A 20,443-nucleotide genomic window follows, 5' to 3' on the forward strand; every position below is an offset into this window, starting at 1 on the left:
GATGAAGTACATTAACGCAAAATACCACCGGTATAGTTAAAAATTCTGGTTTTATAATCGTTAAATTCGGTATAGAATTTCTCAAAACGATTCTTCAAAGTCCTATGGTTCTCCAAATAGAATGTATCACAAGAAATATCCTGACATTCCAAAATACCCTTTAGCTCAACCCCATATTCATTGATTTCTTTTTTGAAATTCTTTAACTCCCTCGTTTTTGTTTTCATCTCGTGTAAATAGTTTTGTAAACGTTCAAAAAGATTGGGTACCTTATCCTTAAAAGCTTTGGAATTTAGTAATCTATTTATGAACTGTAAATCATTTTCCATATAGCCAAGCATTGATATCCAAAGTAGTGTATCATTATGGAGTTCTGTCAAAATCTCTTGATCACTATTTTTTAAATTCGCCATTTTATCTAAATTTTAATATCCTACCTGAAAGCTAGTTTAGCGAGAGCGACTTACAAATGATTTTAATCAGTATTGTCATTCATCTCTACTGTTTGGTTTGCTCTTTTCACTAATAATGGTATTCATTATTTTAAGTATTTACCCATGATGTAAATCATTTTATTCTTTGCCCAGCATACCTACTTTTAGATTTCAAATGTAAATTATAGTGCAAATGAGCGACTTTAGATATAGGCCAAAAGGCAAATACATTTACGATGCAGATTGGCAGGGAATTTACATATTAACAGAACATTGGAAGAACGATCTTGAATTTTATAGAGACGATTTAAGATTCTTACAACATCTTATTGACAAATATTTTATTTGGATGACCCAAAAGGAAAATTTGGATGAAGTAAGGGACATTGAAACAGATTTGATAGAGATTGATCGCAAATGTTATCAGTTACTGAAAAAAACCAACAAACACCTTACTAATCTTGCCGATTTAATTGATGACCCATTTAAATACGATTCACATAAATTTAGAACCGAGCATGAAGAATTGGAGGATAGTATTGCCGATTTCGTAAAATCATTCAGATCTAACCGCAAAAAGGTGTTCGCAATAACCGAACATGTAATGGACAGTGAAAAGTTGAACCGTTTGTTAAAAGCCTAAAAGAAAAAAATATGCCACAGATTATGGATGAACTTTCGAAGATATTTACGGAAATTACAGAATTGACCTATGAAATTGAAAAGGAATATCCGGAAATTTATAAGTTTTTGGAAGAGGATCCTATAACCATTCCCAATATGGCCCATCCAAATACCGATGAAAAAGTGATGCAAGCCTACCTAGATGATTTAAAGCAGTTGGTAAGACGGTATAAAGAAACCCATGAGAGCAATTGATTTTTCTATCATGAATGCTTTGATCTTATTTATAGATTTATGTAGAAAAAGGGCCGCCTTTTCACTGAATAAAATAAGAAAGCATATAGTGTTTAAAACTAATTTTATGATAATAAAAAATTTCACCTCACATGAAAGTCCTCAAGAGGCTATTGAAGATGCAAATAAAGGGATTTAAGAAATGAAGAAAGATAAGTATGGGGTCAAGCAAATAACCCAGTCAGAATCTTCATACTTTAATACCATTCTAGAATCTAAGGAATTTCATTTTACGCGAACAATTCTCTTAGAGAAAGAGTATGTTCTTTCGACATTAAAAGTAAAATGAGACGTTTTCAAATTTCGTCAGGTTTTTTATGCTTTCTCATAACTGTTATTGCATAATCAAAAATTTCAGATTTCAGCTTCCTATAATCTTCTGAAGTCTTTTGAACCAATACATTTATATCATCATGCTCTATATAAAAACTAGAGTCTCCGAAATGATCTATAGAATCCATTATGCCACCTATACTTGCTTCATGCCCATCAATTTGAACTTTTAGATTATTTTTCGCAAATTTTATTTCGTCTAACTGTTTAAGGTATTTATGATAACGCTCATAAAGTTCTGCGGTATCTGGCTCAAAATGGTAAGAGTGTAATAGATGTTCCAAAAAGATAATTTCCTCTTCCATGAAAAGTATAATAGATTTCCATTCAAGACTTTGTTCATGAAGGCGATCCATCATCATTTGGTGATTAGTTTTTTTTTTCATAATCATATTGTTAGCACTCTTAAAATAGGGCAATTTTGGAATTTCGAAAATGATTTACATCAGAATATCATTTGATTATTCCAGAAAAGCTGTTGGCTTATTATATTTAGAAATGTTCAAATATGTTATGCTTGATTAATCAAAAATTTCAACTTTTCATCCTGACATCCATCAAAGGAAACTTAAGTAACTGAAGGGTTGAAGAAGCGATGCTTACCTTTCCTTTGGTCTCCAGAATCGATTTCTCGATATTTTCGAAAAGTTCATGTTTTGTAACCCTCCTCCGTTTATAATCCGTGATATATCGCAGGTTGAGTTCAATCCAATTGTCGGTTAGTTTTATTGCTATTGTTGGATCCAATGTCGCATCTTCGATATAGTACCGTTTTACCATTTCTTTCCATGTTTCCTTGGAATTTTCAATGTAATCTGATAAATGATCTATCGCAACATGGAGAATTATTTTCTTTGCCAGTTCAACATCCGATTCATAAGTTATTGGAATGTTTAGTTCATCCCAAACAAAAGGAAAATCCATTGAATAGTTTTTGATGGGGCCCTTGAACACGAAGGCATTACTGATTTTGACGATTCTACCGGAATAATTATCGCTGCTTACCCATTCGCCCATTTCCATAATCGTGGTGTACATACTGTTTATGTCGATCACATCTCCTTTTATACCATTAATTTCGATACGATCTCCAGGCTTGTAAACCCTTAAAGCAAAAATATAGAAAGATCCAGCGACACTTAAGATAAGCTCTTGCAATGTAAACGCGATACCAGCGGTAAAAAGCCCTATGATGACCGTGTAGTCTTTCAAATTGTCTAGCGTAAATGATAAAAGAATAATAAGGACAATCAAAAAAATACCGACCATTTCTATCATTTTTTGAATCTTGTATCGATAGGCTATATCAGCTATTCTCCGTTTTACCAGTTTTCGAAGAAACATGATTAAAATTCCAATGATGACAATCCACAGGGTTGTCCTCATGATTTTGATTATCGTTGGATCTTTTAATAAATCTGTTAGTGTTTGCATATTATGTTGGTTATTAAGAAATCGAAATTTCCAGAACAGGAATAATTGAATGCCTATCTAATTCCCTAAGTAAAGGCTTTGACAATCTATTACCAAAAAAATGCGTTCTCCTGTTCATGAATATGACCATATCGCTTTCTCTACTTTCAAATACAAGAAATAGTTTTATTGGTGTGTTTTGGGTTTGGTGATAAAGCTCAAAAGTGTCTTTCAATCTATCAAGGCTTCCTTCGGAGATTGTTTTGGTATTTTTATGTTCTATTGTACCCAACTCCTCGATCATCATAAAATCACATTCAGAATATCCATCTACTTGAAAACCATTAAAAAAATAAAAACCACACTTTTTGTCATTATACAACTTAAAGACTTATTCTGTAGCGTTCCGTATATCTTTAGAAGAATCGGTGGGTATTAGAATTCACTTTTCCATAATTCTGATTGTTTCATTTTGTGAATTTAGAGCCCTTGGGCCACTTGCACCATGACAATTATCAGTCATTTTTCGAATTTATGATTCATTTAGATGAAATGAACATAGTTTGGCCTAGATAAATATTTCTGACTTTTTTATTTTGAAACCTATTTTTTTTAGGGGTTAATTACCAATACCGGAATCATTAAATGGGACTTGATTTCCTTAACCAAAAATTTTGGTAGTTCATTGCCTAAATAATTTGACTTCTCGTCTAAGAAAACAACTAAGTCACAGGTTTCACTTTCGATAAAGGAATGAATTCCTTTATTTACAGCAATACCCGTTAGAACATGAAAGCTATATGCCACACCTTTGAAAATAGATTCCAAAATCCCCTTATTTTTTTCTTGGGATTCATCCAACTTGCGTTCTTTCTTGATATGCAATATTTGTATTTCTGATTTGTTTGATTTTGCTATTTCTAATATGTATTTGAGTTTATTCTCATTAAAAACCATTTCATAATCGGTAGGGAAAACAATTTTTTTAAGCCCTGAAAATGTATAGTGTCCAGGGACCGCTAAAATGGGGCATTCCGTAATATATTCCATAATACTAAGGGTATTGGAACCAAATAGCGTTTCTTCTTCATCTGAGGTGCCTTTGGTACCCATGACAACTAGCTCAATATTGTTCTTGGCTATCGAATCTTTCAAGGCAAATAGTAAAGAACTATAACTCGAAAGGGTATGGTATCTATGTTTAGAATTTTTTGAACGAAGTTGTACTATTGGTAACAAAGTGGTCAAGCCATCTTCCGAAAACTTTTTGGCAGATGTATATTCGACATCTCCACGCTCGGGTATCAATGGAGCAATATCGGTAGGTTCCTTATCTCCCCAAAAAGCATTTAAGATATAAAATACGCACTTTTGGTTTTTATGTAAATCTATTGCATACTCAATAGCATTCAAAGCGTTGTTTGAAAAATCAGTAGGCAATACGATTCTCTTTTCCATAGTTTCATAGTCTTGAAACAAAATTAGAAAGTGCCTATCATTTGCCTATGATTAAAATCAGTTTAGGTAATAATGGCATGACTAAAAACAGCTATTTTGTAGTCTAGTAGCTATCTTAAATTCTAATAAAAAAGCTAAACTTCAACTTATGATAGTATCAAAAAGGGAACTCTGGAAGGTAAAGCAACCTTTTTAATTATAGATTCTTGAAATAGCCTAAAAAAAATAGGTGCTTTTTTTTTCATCATGGCAATCATGCCAACTGCGGGGTTTTTGAAGGTCAATTGACAAATGGCCTCAGCAATTTTCGTAGTAGCGCTACTAACCTTAAATGCGTATGGCATCCTTAAATATCATTTTGAAAGAATAAGGCCAATAACAATATACGTAGGTACATCATTGTCGTGGCAAGCAGAATGGCGAGTACTACTTTTTGGGTATCTCCTTGTTCTTTACTTTTTCTTGCCAAGATAACGTAGCCGCAGTGCTGCTATACAGACCTCCTAATACTCCTTTCAATAAGATTCCTGATTTGGGAAATACAAACTTTTTAAGTAAATAACTGAAATACGAAATACCAGAAACAGCAACTATGGCCATCTAAAATTTTTAAGGGGAAATATTTATTATTACTGAGGTCGGCTTATCGGGAAGTAAGGGTAGAATCACACTAACGATGACAAGAAATTTAGCAAGTGGGACAAACTCCCAATCATCGAATTTTTTCGTAAAATTTAAAAAAGATTCTTTCTGTTCGGTCAACCATAAGACCATAACCACTATTAAAATAACCAACCAAGAAGGTTGTAGATAAATCAATGGAGCCAAGCAATAGGTAATCAAGGCAGTAATCAAAGAGGTAATCCCAAACTTTTGTTTTTCCCTTATATTGCCCTGATAGTAGACAGCAAGAAGTGCGGTTATTGCGATTCTAACCCAGCAAAGAATGTTAAGTTCATCGGAGTTAACAAATAAAGAATATATCCAAAAATTCAAATTAGGTAAACGTTCTGTCCGTACCGAATCTACTTTCAAACTGCTCGTTTAAATGTTTACTTCTCTGCTCTAGTCCCCTATGTAAAGAAAATAGTGTAACCAGCAGGAAATTTAAGAAGTCTCGAGGTATATTACTCAGTATATCTTCAAACATGCAACAGATCAGCTAATATTTTTCTAAACTAAAACTCAATTTTAATCGGCAATATTAAGTAGATTTTTAATTCTTCGTTTTACATTCTTATTTGAGTACCATTGCCGCATAATATGCGGCCCCTAGAAGTGCAGTTTTTTCGTTTAAGATTACTTTTACCGGAATCATTTGTAAAAGAGAGTTCATACGTGCGGATTGCACAAAATTGCCATAGAAGATTTCTCGGTTTATCCCTTTTATAATTTTTGGCATAATGCCTCCACCTATATAAATTCCTCCCGTGGCTTTAAATTTCAGGGCCAATTGTGCAGATTCTATAGCTAAGAACCGAATAAAAAGTTCCAAAGTCTCCACACATACCGGATCGCCGTTTTTGAGAGCAACTTGGGTTATTGTTGCCGATGCATCTTCCTTAATCATTTTTTCCTCAAGCCATTGGGGCTCTTTCTCTTCGCTAACACGTCTAATCAATTGATATATATCATAAATCCCTGGGCCGGAAATTAGACGTTCCCAACTCACATGCCCATATTTTTGTTGAACATATTGCCATATTTCCATATCAGCTTCATTACGGGGACTAAAATCGCAATGACCTCCTTCTGTGGCAAAGGGATGATAGTGCGATCCATCCCAAAATAATCCGGCTTCGCCCAGACCGGTACCAGGTGAAATTATGGCAGCGTTGCCAGGTATTTTTGGTCCATATTTCAAGGTGTAGAAGTCCTTTTCGTGGAGTCCCGCTAGGCCGAAAGCATTGGCTTCCATGTCGTTTATAAGTGAAACGGACCTAATATGCAGTTCTCTGCCAATTTCCTCGCCATAGATTTCCCATGGAAAATTGGTTCCATGTACCTTACCTTGAGTTACCGGCCCTGCCACACCTAGGCATATTCCGTTCACTTTTGGTATGCCATCCTTATGAAATGCATGGAAAATATCCATAAATGATTTATATTTTTTGGTGGGATAGGATTTTTCTTTTAATAGGATTAGGACCCCGTTCTTGATTTGAAAAAGGGCCAAATTTGTTTTCGTACCACTTATATCACCAGCTAATACGACCCCTTTTTCATGGGACTTAGTGGTGTTCAAAAAAGCCAACGGTATTTGTCCTTTATGAATAACAGGTAATGCAAGGCTTTCTGTCTTTTTCATTATACGTTGCTTTTAGGCGATGGTTATATTCTTGTCCAAATATATATCTTGAATCATATGCAACAGTTCAATCCCTTCTTTCATGTGTCTTTGAAAGGCTTTTCGACCAGAAATCAATCCCATTCCCCCGGCCCTTTTATTAACGACTGCCGTTCGGGCCGCAGCCGCAAAATCATCCTCTCCAGAAGCCCCACCGGAATTGATCAATCCCGCCCGGCCCATATAGCAATTCGCTACTTGATACCGTGTCAAGTCTATAGGGTGGTCAGTCGTTAGTTTACTGTAAACCAAATCGCTAGTCTTTCCAAAATTGTCTAAGGCGAGATATCCCCCATTGTTGGTAGGTTGTTTTTGTTTGATGATATCGGCCTCAAGAGTAACTCCTAAGTGATTGGCCTGTCCCGTAAGGTCAGCACTTACACTATAATCCCTTTCAATTTTAAAGGCATCGTTTCTAAGGTAACACCAAAGAACGGTGGCCATGCCCAATTCATGGGCACGTTTAAAAACCTTGCTCGTTTCCTGTATTTGCCGATCAGATTGTGGAGAGCCAAAATAAATTGTCGCACCAACCGCTATCGCTCCCATATTCCATGCTTGTTCTACCTGGGCAAAATAGACCTGATCAAAGGTGTTGGGGTACGATAGTAGTTCATTGTGGTTCAATTTTACCAGAAAAGGAATTTTATGTGCATACTTCCGAGATACCGAACCCAATACCCCAAGGGTAGAGGCCACGGCATTACAGCCTCCTTCCATAGCCAGTTTTACAATATTTTCAGGATCAAAATAATCGGGATTCGGTGCAAAACTTGCTCCCGCGGAATGTTCGACCCCTTGATCTACCGGAAGTATAGACACATAACCCGAACCTCTAAGCCGACCGTGATTAAAAATATGTTGAAGGTTTCCCAAGACCCTTGGCGAACGGTCTGAAAGAGCAAATATTCTATCTACAAAATCGCTTCCAGGGATATGCAATTTTTCTTTGGGGAAAGTGGTACATTTATGTTCTAGAAGGAAACCGGCCTCCTCTTTTAATATTTTTTCTATATCCATCTGCCTCTATTTTATTTTGATTGTTTAGAAATTTTTCTATCTTTTTATCATTCATACAATTTGTCAACGTTTTCTTTATTGCATAATTCCTAACCTCTTGCCTAATGGCCTCAGCACCTCAGGCTACACCGTATTTTACCATTTCGCCAAAGCTGCTGCCCTTACTGCCGCCATGCTGTCGCAAGCACTAATCATATTATTTTGAAGTCTTGTGGTTGCCGTACAGGGTAACTTAGTATTAAGAGTTATACCTGCCACGTTAATACTCTTATCGATTTCGGGATTTACGGCAAGTGTAATTTCTCTCTTGTGCATTTAAAAGGTTTTTAGGCTCCCTATTTTAATTTATAGTGTTCAGTTAAGTTGAGGTTGTCATCAAATTCATAAAGGTTAGGTTCCCCTGTCGGCACTTCTAAATGGGCAATATCTTCTGGGGGAATATTTTTGATGTAGCCGATTAAGGCACGTAAAGAATTACCATGCGCTGAAACGAGTACTGTATTTCCCTTTACCAACTGTGGCACTATAGCTTCAAAATAATAGTTGACAACCCTTTTTGATGTATTTTCGAGCGACTCTGAAAGAGGGAGCAGAGCGGGATCTATGTTTTTGTAATGAGCATCGAATTTCGGTTGTTGTTTATCTTTGGGGTCCAATTTGGGTGGCGACAAATAATATCCTCTCCGTACGCCCCAATAGGTTTCTTCGCCTACATCTTTCAATATCTGATTTTTATTGTGACCCTGCCATGCTCCGTAGTGTCTTTCATTCAGCTTCCAATGGTATTTTGTGTCTACATGCATTTGATTGGCGGTATCCAAGGTAATCCATGCCGTTCGTATGGCCCTTTTTAGATATGAGGAGAAACAAACATCGATGCAGATATCATTACTTTTTAATAATTCTCCAGCTTTTTTAGCTTCGGCAATGCCTTCAGTGGCAAGATCTATATCCGTCCATCCCGTGAAAATATTTTGTACGTTCCACAAGCTTTTCCCATGTCTTACGAGTATTAGTTTTCCCATTTTTTATTTTTTTAAATCGATGGTATTAGCTATAACTTATTTAATTTCGTGGACCGTCTCATTATTTGTTCGACTCCACGAATGCCATGGCCTCGTCCATCTGTGAAATGTCAAAATAGCGTTCTTGCCGTCCTTTACTGGCCCTTTCGAAGAAAAGATTATCGATTGGAACCAAAGCCTTTAAAACATTTGAATGAGCGACAATGGCAAGATGACCTAATTTCTTATAGTTTCTTAGTGCCCATAAGGTATCTTCAAAAAAGGCTTTGGTACTGCTGTGGGAAATTTTCAGTTCATCCAACTTCACAAGCACATTTACATAATCGTAACCCTCGTCTAGTTTTGCCTTAAAGAACTTTTGACATAGTGCTTCATCTGTTTTCGTAAAACCATCAATAACCTCAATTGCCAAGGTGTTGCCCTTGAATTTTTTTAATTTTTCTAACATGATGTTTATTTTATTTGCATTTGTTTTTAACGTATTCGGAAACGGTTTTAATCATTTGATTTCATTTTCACAGGCTTCCCCTTTTTCCAAGCAATCCAGATTTTCTATAGTAGTCTTTGCAATATTTTTTAAAGCGGTATCCGTTAAAAATGCCTGATGGCTGCTAATAAACACATTATTGAAGGCCATCAAACGAGCTATTTGGTCATCCTCAAGAATATCCTCGGAATGGTCTTCGAAAAAGAGTCCTTTTTCTTCCTCGTATACATCCATTCCGAAGTAACCGATGTGTTTAGATTTTAGTCCGTCGATAACATCTTTGGTATTTACTAGTGCCCCACGACTGGCATTTATCAGCATTACACCGTTCTTCATTCGCACAATGCGTCTTTCATTGATCATATGGTGGGTCTGGGCTGTTAAGGGGGCATGTAATGTGATAATATCTGATTGATGGCACAGGGTATCTAAATCTGTATATATCAGGCCATATTGTTCAATCAACTCTGGATCTTCCACCACATCATATGTCAATAATCGGCAACCAAAGCCATGCAAAATCTTTACAACGACCCGCCCGATTTTTCCGGTACCGACAATACCAACCGTCTTCCCGTGCATATCAAAACCCACAAGCCCATCCAAGGAATAGTTCATTTCCATAATCCTGTAATGGGTACGTGTCAACTTTCGGTTCAACGATAGCATGACCGCAACTGTAAATTCGGCCACTGCATAGGGCGAGTATTCGGGTACCCTTGCCACTCGAATCCCTAATTTTTTTGCATGCGCAATATCTACATTGTTAAAACCTGCAGAACGAAGAACAATGAATTTTACACCTAATTTTTTTAATTTGTCCAATACTTTTTCAGATGCATCGTCTTCTGTAAATATGGATATGGCGTCATAGCCATTGGCTAATTCTACGGTATCAACCGTTAGATAAGTATCCAGAAGTTTCAGTTCGTTTTTTTCGCCGTTTGCTTCTAAGAGGTACTCTTTTTCAAATTTATGTGTGTCGAATACTGCAACTTTCATTTGTTCTATTCTTGAGTACAGGATAGTACCCTGATTCTAAACACAAAGGAAGTGAGTATAAACTATGCGAAGAATGATTTAAATCATCATTCCAATACTCTTTTGGAATATAAATGGGTTTTCTAATTTCTTTTTGAAAGGATTGTAAACCAGTACAATCTTGGAGGGTAGGTTTTGAAGGAAATTGCAGTTTTCCTAGAATTAAATTATTGATTTTCGTTAACGATATATAAGGTTTTCCAATTCAGTAATAAAAGGTATTTGCCCCGGAACAATTTTCAATTTTGCTTCTCCTGTGCTAAACCATGAAGTCTCATTAACCTCAGGAAATGCTTTTTTCTTACCTGATTTTGGAGGCCATTCTATTTCAATAGCATTGCTTTTGAAATCTGAGGGCTCAAAGTTGCCCTGTAATGCCCAAGCATGTATAATCTTCCCGCTTTTTTGTTTTAGGGGAGATAATGCAATGAATTTTCCTTGTGACTTTATTCCAGTTTCTTCTTCGGTTTCTCGAATGGCGGCTTGCAATAAATCTTCATTTGGTTCTATTTCTCCTTTGGGAATGGACCATGTGCCCTTATCTTTTTTTGCCCAAAATGGACCGCCGGGATGTACCAATAAAACTTCTGGGTCACTATTGTTCAACCGATACAATAAGATTCCTGCGCTTATTTTTGGCATGGTTCAAAAAAATCTCTTTTTGATTACAAGCATAATCAATTACTACTCTCTGCCATACCAAATACTACCTTGTGCCCCTCTGCAGTATTGATATTCTTGATTCCTGTAATCAACGCATCTGGGTTAAAAGAAATGGAGTTAATCCCATTTTCTACCAGAAACTGCGCAAACTCAGGATAATCACTTGGTGCCTGTCCGCACAAACCGATTTTTGTATGGGTCTTATGCGCAGAAGCAATGACCATAGCAATCATTTTTTTGACCCCTAAATCGTTGATGTCGAAAATATCGCTTAGCAGCTCTGAATCTCTATCTACTCCTAAAGTCAGCTGGGTAAGATCGTTAGAGCCGATAGAGAAGCCATCGAAATATTGAGCAAATTCTTCTGCCAGAATTACGTTGTTGGGTATTTCGGTCATCATATAAAGCTGTAATCCGTTTTCTCCCCTTTTCAATCCGTTTTCGGCCATCAAGTTCACTACTTTTTCGGCTTCTTTAATGGTACGACAAAAGGGAATCATAATTTTTACATTGTCGAAGCCCATGTCTTCCCTCACCATTTTCATTGCCTTACATTCCAACTCAAAAGCTTCTTGGTATCTTGAATGATAGTAACGAGAAGCACCGCGAAAACCGATCATAGGGTTGCTCTCCACAGGTTCAAATTCAGTGCCACCAATCAAATTAGCGTATTCGTTGGATTTAAAATCACTGGTACGAACGATGACATCTTTAGGATAGAAAGCCGCTGCAATAGTTGCTACCCCTTCGGCTAGCTTATGCACAAAATAATCGGCCTTGTCGGGGTAATGGTGGGTCAGTTTTTCGATTTCTTTTTTGGTCGAAGCATCTTTTAAGGTTTCAAAATGCCTTAAGGCCATAGGATGTATCTGTATGGAATTATTAATCACAAATTCCAATCGCATTAACCCGACACCCTCGGCAGGATAAAACGATAGTTTGAATGCTTGATCCGGGTCTGCCAAAATAAGCATGGGTTGTGTTTCAGGTTTTTTAAGGAATTTGGTATCGACCTCATTCTCCTCCCATTTTAATATTCCGTCATATACTATGCCTGTATCACCATCGGCACAGGAAATCGTAATCTCTTGTCCATCTTTGATAGTTTTAGTTGCATTTACAGATCCCACAATGGCCGCTACACCAACTTCACGGGCCACAATGGCCGCATGACTGGTACGCCCACCCTGATCCGTAATAATTCCTGCCGCTTTTTTAAGGATGGGATCCCAATCGGGATCGGTCTTTTCAGTTACCAAAATTTCTCCTGGTTGCAGTTTATCGGACTCTTTCGGACTATGTAGTATTCTTGCTTTTCCAGCGGATATTTTGTTACCCAGTCCCATTCCCCTTGTAATTTCCTTACCTTTTTCCCGTAATTTAAAGGTTGTGATTTTAAGTTTGTCCTTTATTGCACTCTGTACTGTCTCTGGTCTTGCTTGAACAATGAAGAGTTCGTTGAGAATACCATCTTTCGCCCATTCGATATCCATGGGACGTCCATAATGCTCTTCAATTATGATTGACCATTCGGCAAGTTTTACTACTTCTGAATCGGTCAATACGAATTGTTCTTGTTTCTCTTTTTTGGTATCAAGGTTAACGGTACCGCTACCCGAAGAATCATAGATCATCGTTTTTTCCTTGCTTCCCAGTTTTCGTGAAATGATTGGTTGCCGAATTCCCTTTTTCAAACTGGGTTTGAAAACGAAGTATTCATCAGGATTGATACTTCCCTGAACAATATTCTCTCCCAAGCCCCAAATGCTAGAAACTAGAACCACTTTATCAAAACCGGTATCGGGATCCAAAGTAAAGTTTACGCCCGAGGCGGCAAGATCGGAACGTACCATCAATTGTATGCCAATAGAAAGTGCCACTTTGGTCTGGTCGAAATGATTGTCTTCCCGGTATTTTATGGCTCTATCGGTAAACAGCGAGGCATAACATTTATGGCAAGCCGCAATCAATTCATCAAATCCCTTTACGTTGAGATAGGTCTCTTGTTGTCCTGCAAAACTAGCGTTCGGTAGGTCTTCAGCAGTGGCACTACTGCGGACCGCCAAGGAAACATCCTTTCCGTACTTTTTTACTAAAGCATCATATCCTTTTTCTACGGACATTTTAATAGATTGGGGGAATCGCGCTTGTGCAATGGTATTCCTTATCGAAGTCCCAATTTTTCGTAAATTGGAAAAATCTTTTTTATCCAGGTTTTCGAGTTCATTGAAGATTTTATCCTTGATTTTTGCCTCCTCCAAAAAAAGCCAATAAGCGTCAGAAGTGGTAGCAAAACCATCTGGAACCTGAACGCCCTTTGAGGTCAGTTTTTGGAACATTTCGCCCAAAGAAGCGTTTTTACCACCTACTTTGGGAACATCGTGTATATCTATTTCGTTAAAGTATTTGATGTAATTTTTCATAACAGAATGTTTGTGGATACTATTATCATTCATAGTACAGCGACAAATATCTATTCGCTCAACGCTTTTTGAAATGATTTAAATCATTTTAAGTCTTTTACCATACCTCTAGTTTTACAAAGAATAAAAAATAGGTAAATCCATGAAGGCTGTCTCGGAAAAGCAAAAAGATTCCTTATTGTTTGGAAAGGTTGTTTCGATCCGTGGCAGTGTGGTCGACATATGGTTTGAAAATAATGTGCCTTCTATTAACACTGTAATTCATACAGGCGCAAAAAAAGAGGTAGTTATAGAAGTACTGGCACAGCTAGATAATCATCGTGTGCGAGGCATCGCATTGACACCTACACAAGGGCTAGCACGGGGTATGATTACCGAAACCTTAGGGCAACAACTTTCTGTGCCAGTTGGAGCCGAAATAATGGGCCGTATGTTCGATGTCTTCGGAAATACCATAGATCACGGCCCGTCTTTACCAAAAATGAAATGGCACAATGTGCATCAATTGCCCCCACCTTTAGGAAAACAATCTACAGAATCCGAGATTTTTGAGACGGGTATTAAGGCGATCGATGTACTGGTCCCATTGGAACATGGTGGCAATGCGGGTCTATTTGGTGGCGCTGGCGTTGGTAAAACGGTATTGTTGACAGAAATGATACATAATATGGTGGGGTACCACCAAGGGGTAAGTATGTTCTGTGGTATTGGGGAGCGCTGTCGTGAAGGACATGAGCTGTATCACGATATGAAAAAGGCCGATGTGCTAAAAAATATGGTTATGATGTTCGGTCAGATGAACGAACCCCCTGGAGCACGTTTTCGTGTGGGCCATGCCGCCTTGACCATGGCTGAATATTTTCGTGATGAGGAGCATAGGGATGTCCTCTTACTAATAGATAATGTTTTTAGATTTATCCAAGCAGGGATGGAGGTATCGGGGTTAATGGGGCAAATGCCCTCAAGGTTGGGTTATCAACCGACCTTGGGAACAGAACTTGCCAAACTTGAGGAAAGAATAGCGAATACCGATACAGGAGCCATCACTTCGATCCAGGCCGTATATGTTCCTGCGGACGATTTAACCGATCCCTCTGCGGTACACACATTTTCTCATCTTTCCGCATCCATAGTCCTATCACGGAAAAGGGCAAGTGAAGGGTTGTATCCAGCAATTGATATTTTGCAATCCAGTTCAAAAATGGCCACACCTGGAATCATTGGCGAACGGCATTATATCATCTTGAACCAAATTCGGGAAACACTGGCACAGTATGAAGAATTGAAGGATATCATTGCCATGCTAGGTTTGGAGCAATTATCAGTTACCGACCGTAACATCGTGAACAGGGCACGGAGATTGGAACGGTTTTTTACCCAACCTTTTTTCACTACGGAACAGTTCAGTGGCATGAAAGGAAAGGGGGTTCGACTAGAAGATGCGCTTGCTGGTTGCGAGCGTATACTTTCTGATGAATTCAAAGATCTGCCCGAAAGTGCCTTTTATATGGTTGGCAATATAGAAGAAGCTATAGAAAAGGGAAAGAATGAAATAAGTAAGGAAAGTCTTAAAAGTGCAGATGTGAAACAAGTCGAGATTAACCCAGTAACATAGATACCGATGGATTTAAAAATTCTTCTTCCATACAAAGTTTTTATGAACAGCATCCGTGTAAATCGTGTAACGGTAGATACCAATGCGGGTTCTTATGGGTTTTTACCACAGCGTCTCGATTGTGTTGCGGCATTAGTACCGGGAATACTGACCTACGAAACGGCAACTGGTGGTGTGTACTATGTCGCGATTGACGAGGGAGTATTGATAAAGACCGAAAACGAAATACAGGTTTCAGTTCGTAATGCAATTGGTGGTGCGGATCTCGGAAAACTTCGGGAAACTATCGAGAGAGAATTTAAAAACCTTGATGAAAATGAACGTATTGCACGCTCGGCAGTAGCAAAACTTGAAAGCGAATTTATTCAGAGCATAAAAAAGTTGCGTCAGGAACAATAATAAATCGATGGAGATAAAAAATGAGGATACGTTCAAGCAGGAGGTAGGCCAAAAGGAAAAACAGAAGCTTAAAGCCCTCTATGAAAAAAAGCGGAGTGTTTGGGCAGGTTTGGGGACTTTCGGTATGGTAGGTTGGTCGGTTGCCGTGCCAACGGTTCTCGGAGCGGCCTTGGGTATGTGGTTGGATAAGTATTATCCAGAAACTATCTCTTGGACCCTAACCTTTTTGGTCGCAGGGTTATTTATTGGCTGCATGATTGCATGGCAATGGGTAGCCAAGGAAAATAAAATGATGCATCAAGATAAAGAAGAAAAAAATGAATGATTATCTATTTAGCGTTTTAGTGTTCATCGTGGGTTTAGCGTTAGGAACCCTATTTTTTGGTGGACTATGGCTTACCGTGAGAAAAGCGTTGACCTCTAAAAAACCAACTCTATGGTTTTTGGGAAGCCTGTTTCTAAGGGTAGGAATCACTATGTTGGGTTTTTACTACGTCGCAATGGGTGATTGGATCAACATGCTTATTTGTCTTCTAGGTTTTGTAATAGCCCGTTTTATGGTACTAAATTTTGCCAAAACAAAAGATAAAAAAGAAGTAGAACTAAAAAAGGAAAGCTGATATGGAACTTAGTCCTGATGAAACTATTTTTTGGGAACATGGTTTTATAACCATCAACCTTACCCTTGTTACAACATGGGTATTAATGCTTTTCCTGATAGTTACCTCGATATTGATTACAAGACGACTCAAAACCGATATTCAGATTTCACGTTGGCAATGTGTACTTGAAATGCTGGTAACGGGCATGAACAAGCAGATCAAGGAAATAGGTTTAGAAAAACCCGAAAAATTTATCGGGTTTATAGGAACCATGTTCATATTCATAGCATTCGCGAATCTGTGTATCATTTTCCCAGGATATATACCGCCTACCAGTTCATTATCGACGACAGCGGCACTAGCCATAAGCGTGTTTCTGGCCGTACCCATGTTTGGGATTGCGGAAAGTGGGATTTTGGGATATCTAAAAACATATGTGCAACCCACCTTCATCATGCTGCCTTTTAATATTATCAGCGAGCTTTCACGTACACTTGCCTTGGCCGTGCGATTATTCGGTAATATTATGAGCGGTGGGTTGATCGTAACTATACTTCTTAGCATTGCCCCCTTACTGTTTCCTGTACTAATGACCGTACTTGGCCTGATTACGGGCATCATTCAGGCCTATATTTTTAGCATTTTGGCGACAGTATACATCGCAGCTGCCACCCAAGAATCTGAATCAAAAAGAGTAAAACGAAAAAAAGTAATACAATAAAAATAAATTATTATGGATAATTCAACTATAATCGCAATGGTCTCCATCATTACCGCTGGCGTAACCACTGGTATCGGGTGTATGATACCCGCATTGGGCCAAGGAAAATCTATTTCTACGGCCTTGAGTTCAATGGCACAACAGCCAGATGCCGGGCAGACAATAACCCGTACGCTATTCGTAGGATTGGCGATGTTGGAGTCGCTTGCAATATATTGTTTCGTGATTTCGATGATCCTCATTTTTGCTAACCCATTTTGGAACCATTTCATCGCTAAATAAGAGTTATAATGAAAATAAATTGGTTCACATTAATAGCACAGATTATCAACTTCCTCGTTTTAATGTGGTTGCTTAAGCGCTATTTATATAAGCCCATTTTAAATGCCATAGACGAACGGGAGAATAAAATCGTAGCCCAACTCAAGGATGCCGAAGCGAAAAAAGCCGAAGCGGAAAAAGAACGTAACGAATTCAAAAAAAAGAATGAAACCTTTGATAGGCAAAAGGGCGAACTTATGCAAAAGGCAATTGAGGAAAGTAATGCGGAAGGCTTGAAAATCAAAGAAGAAGCTAGAAATGAAGCCAATGCATTAAAGGCTAAATTGGAAAAAAATATACAGGACAGCCAAGAAAATAGGAATCGTGAGATAGCCCAAAAGATTCAGCAAGAGGTGGTGACAATTACCAAAAAAACACTTACCGACCTTTCTTCGGCTAGTTTGGAAGAACAATCCGTACTGACCTTTATCAAGAAAATCAATGAACTAAAAGAGGATGAAAAGCAAAAATTGATTTTGACCTTAACATCAAGAAAAAACCCCATTTTGGTAAAAAGCGCCTTCAAGTTATCGAATAAACAGCAAACCGAAATCCAGCAATCGATAAATGCCGTATTGGACGTGGAAAGCCAATTTCAGTTTAAAATAGCACCAGAACTTATTATCGGAATAGAATTATCGGCTAATGGCTATAAACTATCGTGGAGTATCTCGGAATATATCAATTCTCTTGAGAAAAGTATGAATGACAGCGCAAAGGAAAATGTTAAAACTGCATTAGAAAAAGGATGATATGGGCCTAAAAAGAGATAAGGATTTCATTGAGCGTACATTCGACCAATTGGTTAAAGGACGTGAAAAGCACCACTTTTCCCTTTCCCCTCGAGAAGTAGGAATCGTTAGTAGTGTATCTTCTGGGGTGGTCAAGGTCTCCGGCCTGCCTAGTGCAGGATTTGAAGAATTATTGAAGTTTCCTGGAGATTTGTACGGAATTGCCTTCAACATTGACGAACATGAGATAGGCGCAGTATTACTTGGAGAAGATTCATTAATAAATGCTGGCGATGAAGTGGAGCGGACTGGTCGTGTAATGGATATTCCCGTTGGTAATGCGTTGATAGGGAGGGTTATAAATCCATTAGGGGAGCCCATGGATGGGAAAAAGGCCATAGCTACTGATCAACGCTTACCTATTGAACGTTCTGCCACTGCGATAATGGATCGTTCTGCGGTTACCGTTCCCTTGCAGACGGGACTAAAAGTGGTAGATGCGCTTATACCTATTGGTAGAGGGCAAAGGGAATTGATTTTAGGGGACCGCCAAACGGGTAAAACGGCCATTGCAGTAGACACCATCATCAACCAAAAAGATAAAAACGTACTCTGTATCTATTGTGCCATCGGGCAACGTGCCTCATCGGTGGCCAAAGTCATTGCTAATCTTAAGGAAAAGGGAGCCATGGAATACACCACTGTCATGGTTACCGAAGGAAATAATTCTCCTGGATTACAGTACATAGCACCTTATGCAGCCACAAGTATTGCAGAATATTTTATGCATCAGGGCAGAGATGTGTTGATAGTATATGATGATCTGACGAACCATGCGAGGGCTTATCGCGAACTTTCATTGCTTTTGAGAAGACCCCCGGGAAGGGAGGCGTTTCCAGGGGATATTTTTTACATCCATTCCAGGTTATTGGAACGTTCTACACATCTAAATGATGCACTAGGAGGGGGGTCACTGACTGCTTTGCCTATTGTTGAGACCGAGGCACAAAATATATCTGCATACATCCCTACCAATTTAATCTCTATTACAGACGGACAGATTTATCTCTCTCCAAAATTATTTGAATTGGGAATTTTACCAGCTGTTGATGTCGGGAAATCCGTTTCTAGGGTAGGGGGGAAAGCACAGTTGCCCGCATATCATTCCATAACCGGAAATCTAAAGCTCGCCTATTCCCAATTTGAGGAATTGGAGACCTTTGCCCGCTTTGGTTCGCATTTGGATGAAAACACAAGAAAAATCATTGAACATGGTAAACGAATCAGGGCCTGCTTGAAACAAAAGGAACTCCAGCCCATGTCCGCTCCTGAGCAAATAATAGTATTATTGGCCCTAATGGATGGCCTTTTTGATGGGGTGCCATTGGAGAAAATACAAATAGCGGAGACTGAATTACGTAAAATTATTGGGGAGCTCCCTGCCGATATGGTCAAACGCCTCAATTCAGCTACCGCATTGGAAACCTCCGATCGAGAATCCATTTTTAGCCGGGCGAAAAATATAATGATCTCTTTTGAGGCCAAATCTGAACCAATACCTGATAAGAACTAATGCGCACTTTAGAAAGTTTAAAAAGAAAAATTGTAGGTGCGGGGGAGCTAAAGTCCATTGTACGTACCATGAAGGCCATGGCTGCAGCAAATATCGGGCAATATGAGTCAGCAGTCGGTTCTTTGGGCGATTATTATACTTCGATTTCCTTGGGTATTGTTGCTTATTTTAATGAGACGAACATCGGTCCTATTCTTGAAATTGAAAAACCTAAAGATAATAGTGAAAACTCAATTTGTGCAATAGTGTTTGGTTCGGACCAAGGATTTGTGGGGCAATTCAATGACACCCTTACCGAGTTTGTGTCCCAATCTCTTTTGGACCTTCCCGGCAAAAAGGAAGTGTGGACAGTAGGCGCAAGAATTCCACTGCTTTTGACGGATGTAGGCTTTAACGTTACCAAGAATTTTCCATTACCGAATTCGATAGATGTGGTTACCTCGCTAATTGGTTCCATTTTGATAAATGTAGAAGAAAGTCATTCGAAAGGCACCCTTCATGAATTTTATATTTTTCACAACCATGCGATACCAGATACGATGTATGGTCCAAAAAGTCAGAGACTGCTACCCTTAGACGAAAAATGGCGGCAAGAACTGACTACACTTCAATGGCCTTCCAAGAAAATACCTCAGGTCATAGGAAAAAATAAAAACATCTTAAAAGCCCTCCTTAGCGAATATCTATTCGTGACCTTGTTCAAAGCCTGCTCAGAATCCCTGGCCAGTGAAAATTATAGTCGTTTGGCGGCCATGCAACGGGCGGAAAAAAACATAGAAGAGCTATTGGATAATGTTAACCATGCCTACCATCGTTTGCGACAAAGTTCTATCGATGAAGAACTTTTTGATGTGGTCTCGGGGTTCGAGGCTCTTAAAAATGGGAACGTTCATTAGCTTATGGATTTCCTAGGTCCAAC

At 38.5% G+C, this 20,443-nt stretch carries 27 protein-coding genes; 11 read left to right on the forward strand and 16 right to left on the reverse strand.

What is annotated here, in order from left to right; translation table 11 throughout:
- Window positions 1-11: 11 nt before the first annotated feature.
- Window positions 12-413 carry a hypothetical protein gene (locus BMY56_RS00365; RefSeq protein ID WP_091618632.1) on the reverse strand — a complete coding sequence of 134 codons (402 nt, stop codon included), beginning with the start codon at window positions 411-413 and terminating at the stop codon, window positions 12-14.
- 214 nt (window positions 414-627) lie between these two features.
- On the opposite strand from BMY56_RS00365, the gene BMY56_RS00370 reads away from it, so the two are divergent.
- Together BMY56_RS00370 and BMY56_RS00375 are read left to right on the forward strand one after the other, a co-directional pair.
- Window positions 628-1,077: a hypothetical protein gene (locus BMY56_RS00370; protein ID WP_091618633.1), complete on the forward strand. Its 450-nt coding sequence runs from the start codon at window positions 628-630 to the stop codon at window positions 1,075-1,077.
- A gap of 11 nt (window positions 1,078-1,088) precedes the next feature.
- A complete protein-coding gene (locus tag BMY56_RS00375) occupies window positions 1,089-1,313 on the forward strand; it encodes a hypothetical protein (protein WP_245737103.1) in 225 nt (74 codons plus the stop codon).
- Window positions 1,314-1,648: 335 nt separating this feature from the next.
- On the opposite strand, the gene BMY56_RS00385 is transcribed toward BMY56_RS00375, so the two are convergent.
- From BMY56_RS00385 to ppsA, 15 genes are all read right to left on the reverse strand, one after another.
- Window positions 1,649-2,071, reverse strand: a complete 423-nt coding sequence (locus BMY56_RS00385) for a hypothetical protein (protein WP_143057756.1) — start codon at window positions 2,069-2,071, stop codon at window positions 1,649-1,651.
- 148 nt (window positions 2,072-2,219) lie between these two features.
- Window positions 2,220-3,071 carry a mechanosensitive ion channel family protein gene (locus BMY56_RS00390; protein WP_245737104.1) on the reverse strand — a complete coding sequence of 284 codons (852 nt, stop codon included), beginning with the start codon at window positions 3,069-3,071 and terminating at the stop codon, window positions 2,220-2,222.
- 61 nt (window positions 3,072-3,132) lie between these two features.
- Window positions 3,133-3,405 carry a hypothetical protein gene (locus BMY56_RS00395; protein WP_143057757.1) on the reverse strand — a complete coding sequence of 91 codons (273 nt, stop codon included), beginning with the start codon at window positions 3,403-3,405 and terminating at the stop codon, window positions 3,133-3,135.
- A gap of 305 nt (window positions 3,406-3,710) precedes the next feature.
- On the reverse strand, window positions 3,711-4,556 hold the full coding sequence (locus BMY56_RS00400) for a universal stress protein (protein WP_091618641.1): 846 nt from the start codon (window positions 4,554-4,556) through the stop codon (window positions 3,711-3,713).
- Window positions 4,557-4,702: 146 nt separating this feature from the next.
- Window positions 4,703-4,900, reverse strand: coding sequence for a hypothetical protein (locus BMY56_RS18540; protein WP_091618642.1), 198 nt, complete (start codon window positions 4,898-4,900; stop codon window positions 4,703-4,705).
- Window positions 4,901-4,982: 82 nt separating this feature from the next.
- Entirely contained in the window at window positions 4,983-5,156 is a 174-nt protein-coding gene (locus tag BMY56_RS00410) for a DUF4010 domain-containing protein (RefSeq protein WP_091618644.1), read from the reverse strand.
- A gap of 9 nt (window positions 5,157-5,165) precedes the next feature.
- Window positions 5,166-5,591 (reverse strand): MgtC/SapB family protein, encoded by a 426-nt coding sequence (locus tag BMY56_RS00415; RefSeq protein ID WP_091618646.1) that lies wholly within the window; start codon window positions 5,589-5,591, stop codon window positions 5,166-5,168.
- 202 nt (window positions 5,592-5,793) lie between these two features.
- Entirely contained in the window at window positions 5,794-6,864 is a 1,071-nt protein-coding gene (gene glk / locus BMY56_RS00420; protein ID WP_091618648.1) for a glucokinase, read from the reverse strand.
- Between the two features lie 12 nt (window positions 6,865-6,876).
- A complete protein-coding gene (locus tag BMY56_RS00425) occupies window positions 6,877-7,923 on the reverse strand; it encodes a class I fructose-bisphosphate aldolase (protein ID WP_091618650.1) in 1,047 nt (348 codons plus the stop codon).
- 135 nt (window positions 7,924-8,058) lie between these two features.
- A complete protein-coding gene (locus tag BMY56_RS00430) occupies window positions 8,059-8,238 on the reverse strand; it encodes a hypothetical protein (protein ID WP_091618652.1) in 180 nt (59 codons plus the stop codon).
- Window positions 8,239-8,258: 20 nt separating this feature from the next.
- Entirely contained in the window at window positions 8,259-8,948 is a 690-nt protein-coding gene (locus BMY56_RS00435; RefSeq protein ID WP_091618654.1) for a 2,3-bisphosphoglycerate-dependent phosphoglycerate mutase, read from the reverse strand.
- A 61-nt stretch (window positions 8,949-9,009) separates the two neighbouring features.
- Window positions 9,010-9,396, reverse strand: coding sequence for a SpoIIAA family protein (locus BMY56_RS00440; protein ID WP_091618656.1), 387 nt, complete (start codon window positions 9,394-9,396; stop codon window positions 9,010-9,012).
- Between the two features lie 51 nt (window positions 9,397-9,447).
- Window positions 9,448-10,437, reverse strand: coding sequence for a 2-hydroxyacid dehydrogenase (locus BMY56_RS00445; RefSeq protein WP_091618658.1), 990 nt, complete (start codon window positions 10,435-10,437; stop codon window positions 9,448-9,450).
- 219 nt (window positions 10,438-10,656) lie between these two features.
- Entirely contained in the window at window positions 10,657-11,118 is a 462-nt protein-coding gene (locus tag BMY56_RS00450) for an NUDIX hydrolase (RefSeq protein WP_091618660.1), read from the reverse strand.
- Window positions 11,119-11,153: 35 nt separating this feature from the next.
- Window positions 11,154-13,562 carry a phosphoenolpyruvate synthase gene (gene ppsA / locus BMY56_RS00455; RefSeq protein ID WP_091619983.1) on the reverse strand — a complete coding sequence of 803 codons (2,409 nt, stop codon included), beginning with the start codon at window positions 13,560-13,562 and terminating at the stop codon, window positions 11,154-11,156.
- 142 nt (window positions 13,563-13,704) lie between these two features.
- Between ppsA and atpD the strand changes: the two genes are divergently transcribed.
- The 9 genes from atpD to BMY56_RS00500 are packed head-to-tail and all read left to right on the forward strand — an operon-like array spanning window position 13,705 to window position 20,420.
- The gene (atpD, locus tag BMY56_RS00460) at window positions 13,705-15,177 is read left to right on the forward strand and encodes a F0F1 ATP synthase subunit beta (RefSeq protein WP_091618662.1); all 1,473 of its coding nucleotides are present in this window, start codon (window positions 13,705-13,707) and stop codon (window positions 15,175-15,177) included.
- A 6-nt stretch (window positions 15,178-15,183) separates the two neighbouring features.
- Window positions 15,184-15,576: a F0F1 ATP synthase subunit epsilon gene (locus tag BMY56_RS00465; RefSeq protein WP_091618665.1), complete on the forward strand. Its 393-nt coding sequence runs from the start codon at window positions 15,184-15,186 to the stop codon at window positions 15,574-15,576.
- A gap of 7 nt (window positions 15,577-15,583) precedes the next feature.
- Window positions 15,584-15,901 carry an AtpZ/AtpI family protein gene (locus tag BMY56_RS00470; protein ID WP_091618666.1) on the forward strand — a complete coding sequence of 106 codons (318 nt, stop codon included), beginning with the start codon at window positions 15,584-15,586 and terminating at the stop codon, window positions 15,899-15,901.
- Window positions 15,894-16,196: an ATP synthase subunit I gene (locus tag BMY56_RS00475; protein ID WP_091618668.1), complete on the forward strand. Its 303-nt coding sequence runs from the start codon at window positions 15,894-15,896 to the stop codon at window positions 16,194-16,196. Before BMY56_RS00470 ends, BMY56_RS00475 begins: the two co-directional genes overlap by 8 nt.
- A 1-nt stretch (window position 16,197) precedes the next feature.
- Window positions 16,198-16,899, forward strand: coding sequence for a F0F1 ATP synthase subunit A (locus tag BMY56_RS00480; RefSeq protein ID WP_091618670.1), 702 nt, complete (start codon window positions 16,198-16,200; stop codon window positions 16,897-16,899).
- A 12-nt stretch (window positions 16,900-16,911) separates the two neighbouring features.
- The gene (locus BMY56_RS00485; protein ID WP_091618672.1) at window positions 16,912-17,181 is read left to right on the forward strand and encodes a F0F1 ATP synthase subunit C; all 270 of its coding nucleotides are present in this window, start codon (window positions 16,912-16,914) and stop codon (window positions 17,179-17,181) included.
- Between the two features lie 8 nt (window positions 17,182-17,189).
- On the forward strand, window positions 17,190-17,972 hold the full coding sequence (locus BMY56_RS00490) for a F0F1 ATP synthase subunit B family protein (protein WP_091618674.1): 783 nt from the start codon (window positions 17,190-17,192) through the stop codon (window positions 17,970-17,972).
- A 1-nt stretch (window position 17,973) separates the two neighbouring features.
- Window positions 17,974-19,524 (forward strand): alternate F1F0 ATPase, F1 subunit alpha, encoded by a 1,551-nt coding sequence (locus BMY56_RS00495; RefSeq protein WP_091618676.1) that lies wholly within the window; start codon window positions 17,974-17,976, stop codon window positions 19,522-19,524.
- On the forward strand, window positions 19,524-20,420 hold the full coding sequence (locus tag BMY56_RS00500) for a F0F1 ATP synthase subunit gamma (protein ID WP_091618678.1): 897 nt from the start codon (window positions 19,524-19,526) through the stop codon (window positions 20,418-20,420). Before BMY56_RS00495 ends, BMY56_RS00500 begins: the two co-directional genes overlap by 1 nt.
- Window positions 20,421-20,443 lie beyond the last annotated feature (23 nt).

The organism is Maribacter orientalis, assembly GCF_900109345.1.
Taxonomy (GTDB): domain Bacteria; phylum Bacteroidota; class Bacteroidia; order Flavobacteriales; family Flavobacteriaceae; genus Maribacter; species Maribacter orientalis.